This is a genomic window from Salinarimonas soli, assembly GCF_008386575.1.
Classification (GTDB): Bacteria; Pseudomonadota; Alphaproteobacteria; order Rhizobiales; family Beijerinckiaceae; genus Salinarimonas_A; species Salinarimonas_A soli.
The window spans coordinates 11,940-30,020 of sequence record NZ_VUOA01000047.1 but is presented as its reverse complement, the minus strand read 5'-3'; the positions used below and the strand labels follow the sequence as shown (position 1 = coordinate 30,020).

General features: G+C 66.9%; 13 protein-coding genes and 1 pseudogene. 7 read left to right on the top strand and 7 right to left on the bottom strand.

The genetic code is table 11. From position 1 onward, the window contains the following. Nucleotides 1–165: 165 nt before the first annotated feature. The 3 genes from F0L46_RS23635 to F0L46_RS23625 all read right to left on the bottom strand — a co-directional run bounded on the left by F0L46_RS23635 (nucleotide 166) and on the right by F0L46_RS23625 (nucleotide 6,001). Nucleotides 166–3,066 carry an ATP-binding protein gene (locus F0L46_RS23635; RefSeq protein ID WP_188312113.1) on the bottom strand — a complete coding sequence of 967 codons (2,901 nt, stop codon included), beginning with the start codon at nucleotides 3,064–3,066 and terminating at the stop codon, nucleotides 166–168. Nucleotides 3,067–3,821: 755 nt separating this feature from the next. After that, nucleotides 3,822–4,790: a helix-turn-helix domain-containing protein gene (locus F0L46_RS26350; protein ID WP_188312112.1), complete on the bottom strand. Its 969-nt coding sequence runs from the start codon at nucleotides 4,788–4,790 to the stop codon at nucleotides 3,822–3,824. 848 nt (nucleotides 4,791–5,638) lie between these two features. Further along, a complete protein-coding gene (locus F0L46_RS23625; RefSeq protein WP_149822076.1) occupies nucleotides 5,639–6,001 on the bottom strand; it encodes a EutQ-related cupin domain-containing protein in 363 nt (120 codons plus the stop codon). A gap of 163 nt (nucleotides 6,002–6,164) precedes the next feature. On the opposite strand from F0L46_RS23625, the gene F0L46_RS23620 reads away from it, so the two are divergent. Then, on the top strand, nucleotides 6,165–7,112 hold the full coding sequence (locus tag F0L46_RS23620) for a LysR family transcriptional regulator (RefSeq protein ID WP_149822120.1): 948 nt from the start codon (nucleotides 6,165–6,167) through the stop codon (nucleotides 7,110–7,112). A gap of 373 nt (nucleotides 7,113–7,485) precedes the next feature. On the opposite strand, the gene F0L46_RS23610 is transcribed toward F0L46_RS23620, so the two are convergent. The 3 genes from F0L46_RS23610 to F0L46_RS23600 all read right to left on the bottom strand — a co-directional run bounded on the left by F0L46_RS23610 (nucleotide 7,486) and on the right by F0L46_RS23600 (nucleotide 10,535). After that, entirely contained in the window at nucleotides 7,486–9,027 is a 1,542-nt protein-coding gene (locus F0L46_RS23610; RefSeq protein WP_149822075.1) for a VOC family protein, read from the bottom strand. Nucleotides 9,028–9,049: 22 nt separating this feature from the next. Beyond that, a complete protein-coding gene (locus tag F0L46_RS23605; protein WP_149822074.1) occupies nucleotides 9,050–9,670 on the bottom strand; it encodes a glutathione S-transferase family protein in 621 nt (206 codons plus the stop codon). 91 nt (nucleotides 9,671–9,761) lie between these two features. Beyond that, nucleotides 9,762–10,535: an alpha/beta fold hydrolase gene (locus F0L46_RS23600; RefSeq protein WP_149822073.1), complete on the bottom strand. Its 774-nt coding sequence runs from the start codon at nucleotides 10,533–10,535 to the stop codon at nucleotides 9,762–9,764. 868 nt (nucleotides 10,536–11,403) lie between these two features. On the opposite strand from F0L46_RS23600, the gene F0L46_RS27120 reads away from it, so the two are divergent. Together F0L46_RS27120 and F0L46_RS23595 are read left to right on the top strand one after the other, a co-directional pair. After that, nucleotides 11,404–11,538: a hypothetical protein gene (locus tag F0L46_RS27120; RefSeq protein WP_276315621.1), complete on the top strand. Its 135-nt coding sequence runs from the start codon at nucleotides 11,404–11,406 to the stop codon at nucleotides 11,536–11,538. A 79-nt stretch (nucleotides 11,539–11,617) separates the two neighbouring features. After that, nucleotides 11,618–12,535, top strand: coding sequence for a helix-turn-helix domain-containing protein (locus F0L46_RS23595; RefSeq protein ID WP_149822072.1), 918 nt, complete (start codon nucleotides 11,618–11,620; stop codon nucleotides 12,533–12,535). Between the two features lie 321 nt (nucleotides 12,536–12,856). Here the strand turns inward: F0L46_RS23595 and F0L46_RS23590 are convergent. Beyond that, a pseudogene (locus tag F0L46_RS23590) lies at nucleotides 12,857–13,126 on the bottom strand (catalase); the annotation flags it as partial. Nucleotides 13,127–13,608: 482 nt separating this feature from the next. Here F0L46_RS23590 and F0L46_RS23585 point away from each other — a divergent pair. From F0L46_RS23585 to F0L46_RS23570, 4 genes are all read left to right on the top strand, one after another. Then, complete coding sequence (locus tag F0L46_RS23585) at nucleotides 13,609–14,850, top strand: ABC transporter substrate-binding protein (protein ID WP_149822071.1); 1,242 nt, start codon at nucleotides 13,609–13,611, stop codon at nucleotides 14,848–14,850. 151 nt (nucleotides 14,851–15,001) lie between these two features. Further along, nucleotides 15,002–15,832, top strand: a complete 831-nt coding sequence (locus tag F0L46_RS23580; protein WP_149822119.1) for a carbohydrate ABC transporter permease — start codon at nucleotides 15,002–15,004, stop codon at nucleotides 15,830–15,832. Between the two features lie 37 nt (nucleotides 15,833–15,869). Further along, complete coding sequence (locus F0L46_RS23575) at nucleotides 15,870–16,751, top strand: carbohydrate ABC transporter permease (protein WP_149822118.1); 882 nt, start codon at nucleotides 15,870–15,872, stop codon at nucleotides 16,749–16,751. An 11-nt stretch (nucleotides 16,752–16,762) separates the two neighbouring features. Next, nucleotides 16,763–17,860, top strand: a complete 1,098-nt coding sequence (locus F0L46_RS23570) for an ABC transporter ATP-binding protein (RefSeq protein WP_149822070.1) — start codon at nucleotides 16,763–16,765, stop codon at nucleotides 17,858–17,860. Nucleotides 17,861–18,081: the final 221 nt, after the last annotated feature.

Below are 18,081 nucleotides of genomic sequence, written 5' to 3'. Positions count from 1 at the left end.
GCTGCTGACCGCGTGATCGCAAACCGTCTCCTCGCTTCGAGAGCGGCTGGTCCGATCTCCTCGCGCGCCACGAGGTCATCCGCTCGTCCCCGCTGAGGAATTCGGCACCGGAATACCTTGGCGTGAAACGATCCCGTCCCCCGGGCTCGGATCGGCGGCGTCCGCCTAAGGTGGGGGATTGGTGCCGGAAGCCGATGACGGCCCGACTGCATGGCTCAGGTCGCGCAGGAGATGTCTGGCCGCCCTGAGATCGACATAGCGAAAACCCTCGGAAAAGCTGTCGTAGACGGGCTGGAGGATGTCCAGAGCGTCATGGAACCGTCCCTGAGCTCGGTATGACCGTGCGATGCTCATGCTGGTCCTGAGCGTCCAGGTGAATGCCCCCTGTTGCCGGGCAAAGTCCAGCGATTGTCGGAAATCTCTCGCCGCCGCAGGGGCGGAGACGTCACCGGCCTCGAGAACCGCGATATTGCCGCGGACGCGCCAGAGCTCTGCGATGCACCACCGCCCCTCCGTTCGCTCGCAGAACGCGATCGCCTTCTCGATCAGGTCCCTCGCTTCCACGAGGCGCCCGCCCTCGGCGCAAAAATCGGCGAGGTTGCCGGTCAGGATCGGATTCAATTGCACGAACTCGTGACGTTCCAATTGCTCGATGCTTGCCCGAAGGAGGTCGATTCCGTCGCAGACATCGCCACGCGCCACCATCAGATGGCCTTGGAACGCGAATCCATAGGCGCGCCAGACCTCCAGCGCTTCATGCGAGGTCGCGTCCAGCAGCAATCGGGTGTACCGCTCAGCAGCGGTCTCGTCGCCCGTCCAGAGCGCAAGGGGCGCCGCGACCTGTGCAAGGACGTTGCAGAGCGTGCGCATGTGGCCGAGCGCCCAGGCGTCCTCTACGAGCCGCTCGACACCCTGCATCGCTTGATCGACCATGCCCTGCAGCCAGAGGGTCCGGGCGAGAGTCATTCGGGCGGTGATCCGCTGGTCTACCTGGAAGCGCACCGCGTGCGACCGGCGGATCGGGGCATTGTAGCCGCTCAGCATGTGCTCGAGGTGCGAGCGGGCCGTGCTCTGCGCGCCTCCCTTCAAATGGAGGGAGGCGCCCAACAGCCGCTCGCCCAGCAGGATCTCGGCTTGATCCCCCTTCCGAGCGGCGACCATCGCGAAGTGCTCGGCCTGCGCGAGCGACCGTCCGAAAAGGCCTCTGTTGATGCTGTTGGCCCAAAGCCCGAAATGGGCGCGAAGCTGAAACTCCAGATCGCCCAGCGCCTCGGCGATCTCCAGCACCTTCGTCCAGCTTGCGGCAGCCGCGTGCGCCGCTTCGGCCTGATACAATTGGGACCAGGCGAGCGCTGCGTAGAGCTGCATCGTGCGCTCGTCGTCCTCGTCGCTCTCGTGGCCGACAGCGGCGAGAGCCTGCTCGGTACGCTTCCGGCACTCCTCGATCAGCGAGAGTTCAAGCCACATCGGGGCCGCCGCCAGGGTGAGGCGCACCGCGAGGTTCAAATCACCGCCGGGCGCGAAGGCCCAGTCGAGAGCCGCTCGCAAGTCGTCGAGGCTGAGGCGGTACTCGGCAAGCCATTCGGCTGTCGGGCGGATGTCCCATTCGGTCTTGGCGCGCTCGAAGCGCTCGCAGACGTAGACCGCATGGGCACGGCCCACAGCTTCCGATTCCCCGGCGTCGGACAGCAGTTCCAGGGCGTATGCGCGGGTCGTCTCGAAGAAGCGGTACAGGGTCGTGTTGCCGCTGACATCGACGGCGAGAAGCGACTTGGACGTCAGGTCGGAAATGGCGTTGACGATCTCCCCGAGCGTCGTCGCCTCGTCGGCGATAATGGCGGCCGCGGCCGGCGCGGAAAACCAGCCTGCGAAGACGGAAAGGTACCGAAACGTCCTACGCTGACCCTCGGGAAGCAGGTTGTAGCTCCAGTCTACGATCGAGCGCAGCGTACGGTGGCGCGGAGGGGCGGTCCTCCGGCCTTTGTTGAGGAAGCGGAACCGATCGTCGAGCATGGCGGCGATCTCGGACGGCCCGAGACTCTCGATGCGCCCCGCGGCCATTTCGATGGCGAGCGGGATCCCGTCGAGTCGACGGCAGATATCGGCAATCGCCGGCGCATTCACGTCGGTCAGCTCGAACAGGTCCAAGTTCGAGCTCGCGTGCTCGACGAACAGCTGGATTGCCGAGTACGTGGCGGCTCCTTGAGCCGTGAGGCCGTCTGACGGCGGAGGGACGCTCAGCGGAGCGACCCTGACCACCCGTTCCCCGTCGACCCGCAGAGCCTCCCGGCTTGTCACCAGAAGCTGCACGCCCGGGGCGTGGAGCAACAGGTCCTCCGCGAGGGTGGCCACCGCCTCGACGAGGTGCTCGCAATTGTCGAGGACGATCATCGCTCGCAGGCTCCCCAGATGCGAGATCAGGCTGGAGCTCGGGTCGTCGGACTTGACGGCGAAACCGAGAGCCGTCGCGACCGCACCAGGAACGCGATGGCCGTCCGTGATGGTCGCGAGCTCGACGAAGTGGGAGCCATGCCGATAGTCGCGAGCCACGGATTGCGCGACGCTTCGCGCGACCGTGGTCTTGCCGATGCCTCCCGGGCCGACGAGCGTGATCAGGCGCCTTTGCGGTATCTGCGCCTTGAGCGCGGTGACGAGATCGTCGCGGCCGATCATCCGCGTCATCGGCGTGGGCAGCGATGCGTGCGGCAACGCGAGCTCGGTACTCGAGCCCACGGAGGGCATGCATGCCGTGACGGTGACCGGCCTGACGAAGCGGTAGCCTCGTCCTGGGACGTTGACGATGTAGCGAGTACCATCGCGGCCATGTCCGAGCGCCCGGCGGAGCGCCGTCATGTGCACCCGAAGATTGCCCTCCTCGACGAAGGTTTCAGGCCAGACTTCCCGGACGATCTCTTCGTTCGTGACGAGTTCGCCGGCCCGTCTGACGAGGATCGTCAGGATGCTGATGGCCCGGCTGCCCAGACGAACGGGACGCCCGTTCTCCGTCAGCTCCTGCCGATCTGAAATCAGCTGGAAATTGCCAAATGAAATGATCGTTTCGAGCACATTTACATGCTGATTCATGATAGTTAGCCACGTCCAGCGATAGCATCATCGGAAGTGTGATTCAACGGACATGCTTCGAAGTCGAGCGTTGCCGCATCTGCTGATTGTTCCTGCATCTCACCGCTGCTGTTCCTTTCACAGGCCAGGCTCGGCGACGGGCGGGTGGCGACGGTAGGTCTGATTGCGTCGCCCGCGGCTGGTGCGTTGCGCCCCACCCCTGTTGAGGAAGAACCCTGTCGCAGCCGAACGGGTAAGATCGGGCGTCCACGTCGAGCTGAACCACCCCGTCCGGCGATCGGCACCGGCAAGCCCTGATGGCGCGGCTCCGGCGAGGCGACCGCGAAGGCGACGAGAACCGCGGGAGCGATGGGAAGCCACTGGGCGCCCGCCATCCGCGGCGGAATTCCACCGCGCAGCCTCCGCCAGACCCTGACCGCGCTCCGGTCATGTCACCCTTCCCGCGAGCCGCTCTCGACCGCACCATGTCTGACGCCGACAATCGTTTGCAACGAGAAACGTCGGGCGTGGCCTCGCCGCGGGCAGCGGTCCTGCCGTACGGTTTCGCGGTCGGACGCCTTTCGCGGAGGCGTGGAGCCGCATGAAGGGCCACTCTGGGCCCGGGCCGGCCAGAACGGTGCCGCACCCCTCCTCGCGCACGAGAATCCCGGACGGCACGGGCACCTCGAGCGGGCGAAGGTCATCGCCGCGAACGGGCTTGGCTGCGAGGGCGCCAAGTTGCGGCCACAAGCGGTACGTCATAGCCGCGAGCGCAGCCAAGCCCCGGGGCTGATGCCCTCGCTCTTGCTGAAGGCGCGGGTGAAGTGAGACTGGTCCGAGAAGCCGACGTCGAGAGCGATTTGGCTCAAGGACAGCTTGGCGGCGAGGAGGTGCTCCTTCGCCCGTTCGATGCGGGCGTTGATCACCCACTTGTGAGGCGGGAGCCCGGTCGTCTCCCTGAAGGCGCGGCAGAAGTGAGATCTCGAGAGCCCGACGCCCCCGGCGAGCTGCGCGAGATCGATGTCCGATCCGAGGTTCTGGACGATGTAGTCGATCGTGCGCCGCACCTGCCAGGCCGCGAGCCCGCCCCGCGCGGGCTTGGAGGCCTGATCCACCCCGCTCACGAGAGCTGACAGGAAGGCGAGCATAAGACTGTCCCGGAACACGCGATCATGGGTTTGCACGCCGTTGCACTCGTCCGCGATCATGCGCGCCAGGCCTGCCGCACGAGGGTTGGTGCTCATGAGACGGGGTGCAAGGACGCGTCCGATATCGAGAGTGTCGCCGAAGGCCGCCTCGAGGTGATCGCGATCCACTTGCACGGCGAGGTGGCAGAGATAGCTCAACCGACGCGCCGAGCCCGACACCTCGGCGCCGGCCGGCACCACGCTGACGCCGTTCGGCGCGAGCGCCAGCGGACGGCCCAGAGCGGCCTCGCCGCGCAGGACGAAAGGCCCGCCGACCTCTTCCACGGCGACGAGGATCCGTGTGCAGTCGGCCGTGAGCGAGGCGTGAACTTCACCGGAGGCGCGGACGTGAGCGAGAGTCACCGCGGCGTCGCTCCAGGCGTCGTGATCGAGCGTCACCGACCGGGCTCCCACATAGTTCGGGCAGGTCGGCGCGATCCAGGTCTCGTCAATGCCGTCGGGGTGGCGGGCGGCAAGGCGGGACGCCATGCGGCTCGCGCTTCGCGCGTGATCGTTGAGGGCGTGGGCAGAAAGGTACATGGCAGACCCCTTCGATGTGGTTCCAAGCCGTCGATGGCGGGAGTTCGGGACCGTGGGCCGTGGACGCCGCGAGCTTGCGCGGGACGCGACGCCGGTTTGGAAGTCATCTCGGCAGGCGGCGGCTTGACGACAGGAGCAGCGCGGGATGATCGGGAGTGCAAAGCGTCGCCTGTCCTCCAGTCGGCTACGTTCGGTACGAGGCAAGCCTCGTTCACAGGGTGTGTCCTGACCTCCGGGTGTCATCGGTGGGCCAGCACCGGTCGATGGCTGGACCCTAGAGGGCGTCCGGCGCGAGCGCGTACCCGGTCCTGCTGCGAGATCATCGATTTTGCGGTTGAGTGTGTCGCCGCCGAGTTGGATCGGGCTCTTGCCACCGTCGGGAGGCGGTCGCCGAGCTTTGCTCAGGTGCGCGGGGTCGGGTTCGGCATGGCGCCTCTCGATGGCACCGGGGCACGCGTACCCGTCGTCGACCGGCGCGGCGCCACGGGCATCTAAACCCGACCGGGGCGATGGTGACGCGCTCGGCCGACTCGTCCTGCAACTTTCAAAAATTTCCTCGCGAGTGAGGGAGCAAGGCTTGCGTGATCGTCGCTGTCGTGACCGGAGCAAGCGATGCATCAGCTTGGGAATTGCAAGCCGATCCGCAGCCAAGGCACGTGACGAGCTTGCGAGTCGCCGGGCCCAGCCCGTCCGTTTGAGACGCAACCGGACCCTGCGACCATAGCCGGATGCGCGCGAGCAGGGATGGGGCAACCGGTCTCCATGAACGACAGGAGTGCGCTGCAGAACGAGTGTTCCTGGCCGATGGCGCCTGACCTCTCGGCGTCAGCTTGGCGGAAGTCGAGAGGTCAGGCGCCATCCTGGGTGTAGGCCGGCTTCCAATGGGGCCACGTCACGTAAGCGGTGAGGGCACCCTGCTCGTGAGCGCGGATCTCCACCGCCTCTCCCTTCGGCATGTAGACGATGTCGCCAGCCACGGCGGTCCTGACGTCGCCGTCCGCGATGATCGTGACCTGGCCCTGCAGGACGATCATCACGTCGTCGACGGCCATCGTCTCGTGCAGGCCCTGGCCCGGCCCATAACGTCCATAGCCGATCGTGATCGGTCCCTCATGACGCTCGTCGATCAAGTTGGCCGCGAACACGTCGGCGTCCTGGCCGGGTGAGCGCTCGAACGACGCGTCGGTGAGGGATAGGACTCGTACCTTCATTGCTGGTCTCCTTGCAGCGGCATGCGGTTGCGGTTCGGGACGGGGGTCGGAGGCATGGAAGGGGCCTCGCGACGATGCGGAGGTGATCCCCTTGACCGACCCGAGATAATCCCTGCAGAGAGGGACGATAATTCCGGCGTTGGACAAATCACTCGTGCGTCAGATGCAAGAACGAGGAGGGCCCCAATTCGAGCAGATCGACGCTTTCGTCGCGGTCGTCGAGCATGGCGGCATCTCGGCGGCGGCGCGGGCGCTCGATCGTGATCCGTCCGTCATCTCGCGGCGGCTGGACGCCCTGGAGGCTCGGCTCGGGGTGCGTTTGTTGTCCCGGACGACGCGGCGGATCACCCTGACGGAGGCCGGCGGCACCTATCTCACCCGCGTCAGGACGGTCCTCAGCGAGCTGGCGGCGGCGGAATCCGAGGCCGCTGAGGGCGCGTCCGTGGCGCGCGGGCTCCTGAGGCTCAGCCTGCCGGCGACTTACGCCAGGCGGTGGATCGCGCCGCGACTGCCGGAGTTCGTCGCCGCGTACCCCGAGGTTCAGCTGGAGCTCCGCCACACTGACCGTTTCGTCGACCTGGTGGCGGAGGGATACGACGCGGCGGTCCGCATCGGCGAACTGTCGGACAGCGGCCTCGTCGTGAGGCGCTTTGCCCCGGTCGAGACCATCCTTTGCGCCTCGCCGGATTACGTCGCGCGCAAGGGCGCGCCGGTGAAGCCAGCCGACCTGGAAAGCCACGAATGCCTCCGGTTTCCGATGGAGGGATTCCGCCAGGGCTGGAAGCTGCGGAGCGGCGCCGAGCACGTCACCCAACGCGTGTCGGGCTCCATCGTCTCGGACGAAGGCGAGGGCCTCTTCGCGGCCTGCATCGCGGGCGCCGGCATCCTGCCCGCCTCCGACTGGGAGATCGGGCAGGAACTGGCCGACGGACGGCTCGTCCGTGTGCTGCCGCAGTGGCGCTTCGATGTCGAGAGCGCCGTGCAGGTGGTCCTGCCGCCAGGGCGGCTCATTCCGGCCAAGACGCGAGCCTTCGTCGAATGGCTGGCCAGGGACTTCGTACCAACGCCCCCGTGGCATCGCTGCGGCCCGACAGGTCAGAGGCTGTCATAACCCCTCACCGCGGCCCGCGCCGCCGCCGCTGCAGCCTTAGCATCGTCGAAGCGGGCTTTATCTCGTCACCGGCGCGAGGAGGTCGCGCGCTCGGACCTGGGGCGGCTGCACAGCCTACGATCTGCTGCGTGCCGTCGGAAATCTGTCCGTCGCGACTGGAGAGGACAGCCTGGTCCATGTCGAGCGTATGCTGGGCCTGCTCGTCGACGGGCTGCGCTACCACGCCGGGCCGCCTGCTTCCGATCCGTGAGGGACACGGCTTCCAGGGCTACAGCCGGTCCACACAGCCCTGCTCACGCACTGGTCCGCGAACCATGCAGGATTTCGGGTCTTGCCGGCTTCGGCTGCGTTGGCCCGCGATGTCGGCTGCCGGTCATGGATCCGGGCCTTCGTCCGATGCGAGAGTTCGCTGGATCCACTCGGACGCCTCGACGGCATCCGCGCCGGATAGCTCATGCCCCGCTGGGATCTCCCTGAGGTCCACACGGGCGCCGGCGGCCTCAAGAGCATTCGCCAGCACCGTTCCCTCGCGAGCATAGGGATCGTCGCGCCCGCCGAGCAGCAGCAGGCCTGTTCCCGACAGGTCCGCAGCCGGCGGGTCCTCCAGGGCCTGAAGCCCGCGCAGCAACACGGCCCGGCGCACGAGACCGGGGTGAAGCTGGATGACCGCCGCCAGGAAGTTCGCGCCGTTGGAATAGCCGAGGAAGACGAGCCTCTCCGGGTCGAGCCCGTAACCCGCCACGGCGCCCTCGACGAAGGCGGCGAACGCTTCCGCCTCGCCCCGGATATCAGCCTGGTCGAACGTCGTGGCATCGAGGCGGCGGAACCAGCGAGGGGGGCCCTCCTCGGTCGCCCGGCCGCGCACGCCGAGCAGCGTCGAGCGCGGGGCGATGCGGCGGGCGATCGGCATCAGATCGGCCTCGCTCCCGCCGCTGCCGTGCAGCAGGACGAGGGTCGTGCCGTCGGGCTCCGTCGGCCGGTTGAAGCGGTGAACGAACGGGAGATCGCGGATGGGAGCCCTCTCCTCGCCGGCCAGGGCGAATTGCGGGAGCATGGCCCTCAGGTCTTCTGCGCGCTCGGCTTCATGCGGCGGCAGGAAGAGGGTTCGGCCGAGCTCGCCGGGTGCTTCGTCCACGGTCATGCCCGGCCCGTCGGTCGCGTATTCCATCAGGATGCCGGCCGGGTCGCGGACGTAGAGCGACAGGAAGTACTTCCGGTCGTGAACCTCGGTCGGCCCATGCTCCCTCAGCGAAAGCCGCATGGACCGGACGGCGTCGGCGTCGGTTGCGCGGAACGCCACGTGATCGGGCACTCCGGCACCAGGTACGGACGGCACGAAGCCCGAGACCTCGCGGATGTCGACGATGTCGGTATCCGAGATCATGCGCCGGCTCATGCCCGCGTGCGGGCCCGTCGCGTACCCGAAGCGCGCCAGGAAGCCTGCCGTCTCCCCAGCCCTGTCGGTGAGAAGCGTGACGCCGCGCAGGCGGGTCGGAGCCCCGTCCAGCGGGGCGGGCGTCGTCATCTCGACACCGACCAGCTTCACGATCAGCCCGTCCGGGTCGCTCAACCGGAGGACCGGCTCGCCGAACTCGCGAGACGGCCCCCCGGGCGGGATGCCGGCCCTCAGCGCCCGGGTGAGCCAGTCGCCGATCGATCCGGGCGGAACCGCCAGCGCCACTTCCGAGACCTGCCCGAGCCCGGTGCGGCCGCGGCTGGCAGCCTCCCAAACCAGGAAGGTCAGCAACGAACCCGGGCTGCCCAGCCCGTCTCCGTAGATGAGATGCAGCTGCTCCGCGTCCGCATAGCCCCCCGTTTGCTTCACGAGCCTGAGGCCGAGGAAGCCAGCATAGAAATCCACGTTCGCCTGAACGTGGGCGGTGATGCCGGTGACGTGGTGGATGCCGCTCGTCATGCTCGTGCTGCCCTCTCGACGCTCAAACGCCCTCCTCGCGGGCAAGCACCGTCCGGACGCCCGGATCGGCGGTGAGCCGATCATGCAGCGCCTGCACGTTCGGGTAGCCGACCAGGCCGCCGGGCAGGAGCTTGGCGGCCCATCGGATCATCGGAAAGGCGTAGGCATCAATGACGGAGCGCCCGCCGTCGAGAATATGCTCCCGGCCCGCGAGGTGGCGATCCAGGATGCCGAACTGCTTGGCGACGAGCCCATGCCCCGCCTCGACGACGGCGCGTCGCGCCGCCTCGCTTCGGTCGGTCGTGTAGCGATCCGGCATGAAGATCGGCCAGAAGGCGGCGTGAACGTCCGAGGTGAAGAATGCCGACCACCGATGCGTCTCGGCTTCTGCCCGCGCACCGTCGCCGCCGGCGAGGCCGGCCTCCGGGTGCTTGTGCGCGAGATAGTCGAGGATCGCGCCGGCCTGCGTGAGGAGCCAGCCGTCGTCCTCGCGGAACGTGGGCACGGCGCCCGCCGGGTTCACGGCCCGCAGCTCGTCGGAGCCATACTGAACCTTCACGGCCTCATAGGGCGCCCCGATCCATTCGAGGACGATGTGGGGCGCGAGCGAACAGGCGCCTACGGCATAGTAGAGCGTCGGCATGGGAGTCTCCTTGGCGTCGGTGTGTGCCGGTAGGGGTTGGGCGCGCGACAGGCTGCCGGACGAGGGCAGGCGCGCTTTGACCGCGGATAGGTCAGGGATGGCGGGTTGCAGCTTCGACGATGACGTCCGCGACAGCCTTGGGCTGCGAGACCATCACGACGTGCGACGCTCCCGCAACCACCGTCGTTCGCCTGGAACCGGCGCGCTCCGCCATGAAGGCCAGCGCCTTCGCCGGGATGTTCTTGTCGCCGTCGCCGTAGACGAAGTAGGACGGCAGCAGCTTCCAGGCCGGATCGCCGGATTTCTCGGTCAGGGCGGCTTCGGCGATGGGGCGCTGGCCGGCCGCCATCAGCGCGCCCATCTCGGCTGGGACGTCATGGGCGAACTGGTTCCGGAACTTCGCCTGGTCGATGGAGAGGTCGGCGCCGCCCGAGAGCCTGACCGGGGGCGAGAGCGCCTCGCCGAGGGTCCCGCCGGGAAACCTGCCGGCCAGATCCGCCGCCGACTCGCCGGCGTCGGGGGCGAAGGCCGCCACATAGACCAGCGACTTGACGTTGTCGTGCCCCTTCGCGGCGTTGGAGATGACCTGCCCGCCATAGGAATGGCCCACCAGGACCACCGGGCCCGCGATGCTCGCGACAACATCCGAGACGTAGCGCGCGTCGGTCGACACGCCCCGCAGCGGGTTGGCGACGGCGACCGTCGCGTAACCGGCCGCCTGAAGCCGGGCGAGGACGCCGTTCCAGCTCGACGCGTCGGCGAAGGCGCCTTGAACGAGGACGATCGTGTGCTTCGCAGGCTGCGCCATGGCAGCGCCGGACAGAAGCGTGCCCACGATGGCGAGCGTCGCCGTGAGTTCAAGCATGGTTTCTCCTCTCGTCGGCTAGAGATGCGCTCGAACCCGGATCGAACTCGAGACTTCGAAGTGGTCCGCCTGCTCGTCTGCGGGTCGGCGGCTGACAGGGCGGCACGGCGCTTCGGTGCGGGCGCCAACTCGTCCGAACCCTACGGGGCAACCGGCATGCGCGCGTGGCCGCTCCTGCCGCGACATGATTGATCCTGCTGTTTGCCGCGTCCCGGGGCACGCAGCGGGTGACCCACCTCATCGCCCACATCAGGTCAGGCTGGTTGGCCGTCGAGAGGGGAGGGTGGGGCGTTGCCCGGCACCGAAGCGCCTTCAGGCGAGGTGCGGAACCGACCAAAGCGAAAGTCCGCAGGAGCATGAGCCCCCTGGATGCATCTTTTCTGCCGCTCGTTTCGGTCAGCGGCTCGATGAGCTCGTCGGCGCTCGCCTGCCGGGGGCGTGCCGACACGAGGCCCGCCCACCGCTTCCTCGGCATCAGCGGATGAGTGAGATGGGGGGCTGGTCGGACAATCAACCCACGGTATTGGGGGAAGAAGGGACGAAATATTCCATTCGGTTTTGCATCATTTATGCTGCGTTTTATTGGGGCGGACCCACTCCAGCTGTCGCTTGACAGCGAGCGCCGATGATGAAATGGTTAAGGTTAAGACGTTAGAATGGATAAGAAGTATTGCGATCGACCGGACGGTCACGGGACGGTTGGTCATCGGCGCCAGAATTCTTGTAAGACACGGCCTTCCCTTACGCTTCCGACGCGCTGAACCGCTTCTACGAATCCGCCGCGTCGTTCAGGCTACAAAGATGAAGATGTGCGGGACGGCGCCGGGTGAAGTGGTTGATGTCGCCCTGCCGAACAGGAGCTGCGGCCATGCGCTGGACCATCGAGGATCGTGAGATCGTCCTCGGCTCCGACGACGACGGCACCGTCGCGCCGACGTTCTTCAGTTCTGGTCCCGACCGGTGGTCGACCAAGGTTTATGGCATCCATCACAGCGCCAGGTGAGTGGATGGCGAAGAACGGCCGCCCTTCAGGCTGCCACACGACGTCCGGTCACGATAGCTGAGTCAAAGGAACCGAGACGATGACGCTGGCTGTCAATTCCGCTTCCGCTCGGTGGTATATCGAAGGCCCGCAGGCGCCCCAGATCCGCACGGTAAAATCGGCTGGCGGAATCCTCGACCTCCTCGAGATCGACGGAGTGGCCGGAGACGTGTCCCGACCTGCCTCGCCGGATATCGTGCTGTACCAGGAAATGGTCGGCGGCTGTCACATACGGGGCGACCTCGGAGGAGGCCGCGTGGACCGGATAACCAAGAAGGGCGAGGTTGTGCTTGCCGCGCCGGACTTCGCGACGACGACCATCATCAATATCAACCATCGCGTTCGCAGCTTGGTCTTTCCCATAGGGCAGTGGCGGAGCATGCTCGATGAAGCCGGTGAGGGCGGCTTCTCGTTCGGCAATTCGGGGATCTACGGCCGCATGCTGGGGTCGTCGACGATCCGATCGGCACTCAGGCATCTGTGGTCTCTCAGCGCCGACGAAGGCGCGCCGTCGCGTCTGCTGGCCCGGGCTGCCGGCTGCGAGATCCTCGCCGAATGGTGCCGATTGGGCGGCACCCCTTTCGCGCCCTCGAAGGGCGGTCTCGCTCCTTGGGCAAAGCAGCGTACGATCGACCTCATGCATGCGCGGCTCGCTGACGACATCAGTCTCGACGAGTTGGCGGCCGAGGCACGGCTCTCGCCGTTTCATTTTGCCCGTATGTTCAAGCAAAGCGTTGGCGTGCCCCCTCGGGTCTATCTGACGCAACTCCGAATCGAGAAGGCGTGCGAGCTTCTCGAAAAGACCGATCTTCCGGTGACGGATATCGCCTTCGAGGTGGGATATTCGTCCAACCAGGTGCTCGCCAGGGTGTTTCTCAAGCAGCTCCGCATGAGCCCCTCCGACTATCGCCGGGCAAGGCGTGACCCGTTCGCTCGTTTGCCTGGCGACGACACCTGAAAGCGCTGGCGACCGTCTCTGCGGGGCAAACCCTGGCTTCGCCGGCGGGGCGGAAGATGAATTGTCGCAATTGGATCGGGGCCGCTTGAGCGAGGCACGACGAGGGTTTTGGTTGCCTCCAAACCGATCTCGTCGGAACAATCCGGATCGATCGCTCATCGGTTTCGCTCTCCCCCCCGAACCTCGATCAGAGAAGGGGATCCAGGGCATCCAGCTCCGCGCACACGCCGGCGCCATAATCCGGATGGACCTGCTCGGAAGGGTCGATCTGCCGTTCGATAATCGTCGCTGCCGGTCCGGTGGTCGAATCGTGCGGCCAAGTGTCTGGGCTCCGGCGCGCAGCACCCTGGCGCAGGTGAGATGCGTGATGTCGCGCGTGATCCGGAGAGTGCCATAGGCACCCCAGCCCTTCGCATGGACCACGCGTTCGGGAATCCGCTCCCGGTTGAGGTGGGCGAGCTTCTCGATCAGCTGCCAGTCCTGCAGGAGGATCGGGCCTCGTTCACCTGCGGTCAGGCTGTTCTGGTTATCGGAAACGGGCGCACCAGCCGTCGTCGTAAGGTGCGGACCCTGATCGGTTGGCCACGGCATCGAACGGTCCTCACATGTGTCCTCGAAAGTTGCGCGATGTCTCCCCGCGCCGCCGCGATGGGAGACGTCGAGCGCTTCACGTCGGCGTGGGGACGAGAACGAAGCTGATCGAGTGATCGCACGCCGTTCGAAGCTCACCGACGACTCCAGGGAGCTTCGACAGAACTGCGTCGCAGACCATGCGGCGGCGATGCCGTTCTTGCGCCGACTCATCGGCCATCGGCAGCGGACGGCGACCGGGCTTCCTTCCGCGGCTTGATCACGGGGCGGCCGGACCTTTGCCGACGGGATCGCCTTGGCGTTCGGAAGTTCACGGAACCCGGCGCTCGCCTCTTACCGCTCACGTGTTGGCAGATCAGCCCCCTCCGACTATTGACGGACCGTTCGCGATCCGAGGCCCGCCGATCCGTGCGCCGACACTTAGAGCGCGCCGCCGGCGATCGCGGTTCATGGCAGGGTCGACGGTCGAGGAGGACAGGCGGATGAAAACCATCTTGAGGGCGCTGCTGTGCGGCGCGATGACGATGGGCGCGGCCCATGCTCAGGACGGTGTGAAGCTCGAGGTCATGCATTGGTGGACCTCCGGCGGCGAGGCCGCCGCCGTCAGGAAGCTGGCCGACGGGATCAACGGGCGGACCGCGCATAGCTGGGTCGACAGCGCGATCGCCGGCGGCGTCGACATTGCCCGTCCGGTCATCATCAGCCGGATCATCGGCGGCAGTCCGCCCACGGCTTTCCAGTTCAACCCCGGCCGCCAGGCGCTGGAGCTGATCGAGGCGGGCCTGCTTCTCGATCTTACCGACGTCGCCAAGGCGCAGCGTTGGGCCGAGATCGTCAATCCCCCGTCGCTTCTGGAGGCCTGCACCGTCGACGGCCGCGTCTATTGCGCGCCGGTCAACATCCATTCCTGGAACTGGATGTGGCTCTCAGGTCCCGCCTACGAGGCCGCGGGCCTGGCGATGCCGGCCGACTGGACCGGTTTCCTGAACAGCGTTCCCGCCCTGCGGAAGGCTGGCATCACCCCGCTCGCGATGGGCGGCCAAGCCTGGCAGCAAGCAGGCCTGTTCAATAGTGGCATCGCCATCGCGATCGCCGGGCCGGAGGCGTGGCTGTCGGTGATGCGCGACAGGAACGCCGACGTGGTCCGCGGCGAGGATTACGGCCGGGCGTTCCAGGCCTATGCCGAAGCGCGCACCCTGTCGGACGGGACCGGCGTTCAGGACTGGAATCAGGCGACGAGAGCGGTCATGACGGGCAGAGCCGCCGCCCAGTTCATGGGTGATTGGGCACAAGCCGAGTTCGCGCTGGCGGGCAAGACGGCCGGCGTGGATTACGGATGCCTTCCGGGCCTTGGCCTTCGCCCCTACCTGCAGACCGGCGGCGACGCGTTCTTCTTTCCCAAACAGGGCAACCCCGCCGTCGAGGCCGCTCAAAAGGAGATGGCGGCGCTGATGCTCAGCCCCGAGGTCCAGGTGTCGTTCAACTCCGCCAAGCGATCCCTGCCCGTCCGTGGCGATGTCGATCTGACCACGGTCAACGAGTGCACGCGACAGGGTCTCGACCTGCTGGCCAAGGGCCGGACGCTTCCCAGCACGGTGCAGCTCATCTCGGCGGACACGAATACGCAGCTCAACGATCTGCTGACCGAGTTCTGGAACACGCCCTCGATGACCGCGGGGGACGTGCAGGAGCGCTACGCCCGGATCATCGCCGACGCTCGCTGATCCGAAAGATTGCACGCCGAGCGGGCGCCGCCCGGAGGGGAGCAGACCTGTGGCCATCGCCGAAGACGTCGCCCGCGCGGGCAGGCACGGGTCCCGGAGGGCCGTGCCGCGCCCTGTCCGCCTGCTTCGGAACCTGCAGGCGAAGCTCGCGATGGCGCCGATGATCGCCGTCGCGCTCGTCCTGTTCCTGGGCGGCCCGATCTGGACATTGCTCCATTCCTTTACCGATTCCCGCCTTCTGCCGCGATTGCGATGGGTCGGGCTGGACCAGTACGAACGGCTCTGGGCATCGCGCAAATGGCTGGTGTCGATCGAGAACCTCGCCCTGTACGGCATCTGCTCGCTGGTCGGCACGCTCGTCCTTGGCTTCGTCCTGGCGGCGCTGCTTGACCGCAAGATCCGGTTCGAGAACACGTTCCGCACCATCCTCCTGTATCCCGTCGCGCTCAGCTTCATCGTGACGGGCCTGATCTGGCAGTGGCTGCTGAACCCCGAGCTGGGGATCCCAGGCGTCATGCGCGGCCTCGGCTGGGGTGCCTTCGACCCGCTCAACGATCCGAGCCTCGTGATGTACGGCTTAGGTGTCGCCGGCCTGTGGCAGGGCACGGGATTGATCATGTGCATCATGCTCGCCGGGCTGCGCGGCATCGACGACAACATCTGGAACGCCGCGCGCGTGGACGGGGTCGGCGTGGTGAAGACCTACCTCTCGATCATCGTCCCGATGATGCGCCCGGTCTTCGCCACCGCGCTCGTGCTCATCACCAGCGGCATCGTCAAGCTCTACGACCTCGTCGTCGCGATGACGTCGGGCGGTCCCGGCATCAGTTCCGAGGTGCCCGCGAAGTACGTGATGGATGCGATGTTCGGGGGGCAGAACCTGGGCCAGGGCTTCGCCGCCGCGACGATGATGCTGGTGCCGGTGGTCGTCATCGTCGTCCCCTGGACTTATCTCGCGTTCGGACGACGCAAGCGTGGCTAGGCCCGTAACCGAGAGCACATCGGCCGGCACGGCGCCGATGTCCGGCCCGCGCGGGCCGCGCCCCAGGCGGGTCCTCTCGCGTGGCAACGTGTTCGTCTACGGCACGCTGATGCTGGTGTCGGTCTATTACCTGCTGCCCCTCTGGGTGATGGTGATGACCTCGCTCAAGGGCCTGCCCGAGATCCGCATGGGCAACATCTTCGCCCCTCCGGTCGAGGTGACGTTCCAGCCCTGGGTGAAGGCCTGGGCCGAGGCCTGCACCGGCATCAATTGCGACGGGTTGAGCCGAGGCTTCTGGAATTCCGTGCGGATCCTGATCCCGTCGCTGGTCCTCTCCATCGCGGTCGCCAGCGTGAACGGATACGCGCTGTCGAGCTGGAGGTTCAGGGGCTCCGAGACGTTCTTCGTCATCCTGATCGTCGGCGCCTTCATCCCCTACCAGGTGTTGCTCTACCCGGTGGTGATCCTGTTGCGGAGCTTGGGGCTCTACGGCTCGATCTGGGGGCTGGTCCTGGTCCACACGATCTTCGGGATGCCGATCCTGACGCTCTTGTTCCGCAACTATTTCGCGTCGCTCCCCGAGGACCTGTTCAAGGCGGCGCGCGTCGACGGAGCGGGCTTCTGGGGCATCTACCTGAAGATCATCCTGCCGGTGTCCCTGCCGATCTTCGCGGTGGCGGCGATCATCCAGGTCACGGGCATCTGGAACGACTTCTTCTTCGGTGTCGTGTTCGCGCGGCCCGAGACCTACCCCATGACCGTTCAGCTCAACAACATCGTCAACTCGGTCCAGGGCGTGAAGGAGTACAACGTCAACATGGCAGCGACGCTGCTGACGGGGTTGTTGCCGCTTGCGGTCTACTTCGCGTCCGGCAAGCTTTTCATGCGCGGCATCACTGCCGGTGCGGTGAAGGTTTGAGGGAGAACACGATGGCCCTCGACAGTGGCGCGGCGCATCTCGACGCAGCCTTCGTTTCGGTGCGGGACCTGACGCACAGCTTCGGCACCGTGGAGGTCCTCAAGGGCCTCGACATCGAGGTGCGCAATGGAGAATTCCTGGTGCTGCTCGGGCCCTCGGGCTGCGGCAAGTCCACGTTGCTCAACTGCATCGCGGGCCTCATCGAGATCACGGACGGCCAGATCTGGATCGGGGGCCGCAACGTCACCTGGGAGGAGCCGAAGGACCGCGGCATCGGCATGGTCTTCCAGTCTTACGCACTCTATCCGCACATGACGGTGCACGGGAATCTCTCCTTCGGGCTCAAGAACCAGCGGATGCCGGAGGACCAGATCGCCGCGCGCGTCGTCCGCGTCGCGCGGATCCTGCAGATCGAGCCGCTGCTCGACCGCAAGCCCGGCGCGCTGTCAGGCGGGCAGCGGCAGCGCGTTGCGATCGGCCGTGCGCTCGTACGCGACGCTGACGTGTTCCTCTTCGACGAGCCTCTGTCCAATCTCGACGCCAAGCTGCGCGCCGAGCTGCGGGTGGAGCTGAAGCGCCTGCACGCGGGGCTCGGGAACACGATGATCTATGTCACGCACGACCAGATCGAGGCGATGACGCTGGCCGACCGGATCGCGGTGATGCGCGACGGTGTGATCCAGCAGCTCGCCACCCCCCTGGAGCTGTACGACCGGCCCGCCAACCTGTTCGTCGCGGGCTTCGTCGGCTCGCCGTCCATGTCGATGCTGGACGGCCGTATCGCGGGCGGACGGTTCCATGTCGGGGGCCAGTCGCTTGCGCTCGACGGCTACGAGGGCCGGGCGCCCGGCACGCTCGGCGCGGCGATCCTCGGCCTTCGGCCCGAGCACATCGCCGTCGCGCCCGCGGGCGTGGAGGGCCTCTCCGCCGTCGTCGAACTCTGCGAACCGATGGGGGCCGACAAGCTCCTCTGGACGGACGTGGAGGGACGCAAGGTGTCCGTCCGCGTTCCGGTCGAGACGTCCCATCCACGCGGCAGCCGCGTGACGCTGGCGCCCGCGATGGGCAAGGCGAGCCTGTTCGATGCGGGCACCGAGGCGCGCCTGTAATCCACCTCGGCCAGCCTCCGGCACGGCTTCAGAAGACTTAGAGACCCTTGAAGCTCGCCACAGCTTCGGTCTCGCAGGACCGATCCGCCCAGCGCGCCGACGTCTCCTCGCGACAACCGCCGCGGCGATATATCGTATGTTCCGCGCCCGTGCGCGACGGCGACGGCAGCGCCTCCAGAGCCGCAGCTCGGAACCTGTCCCCGCCTGGACGACCCCGATCG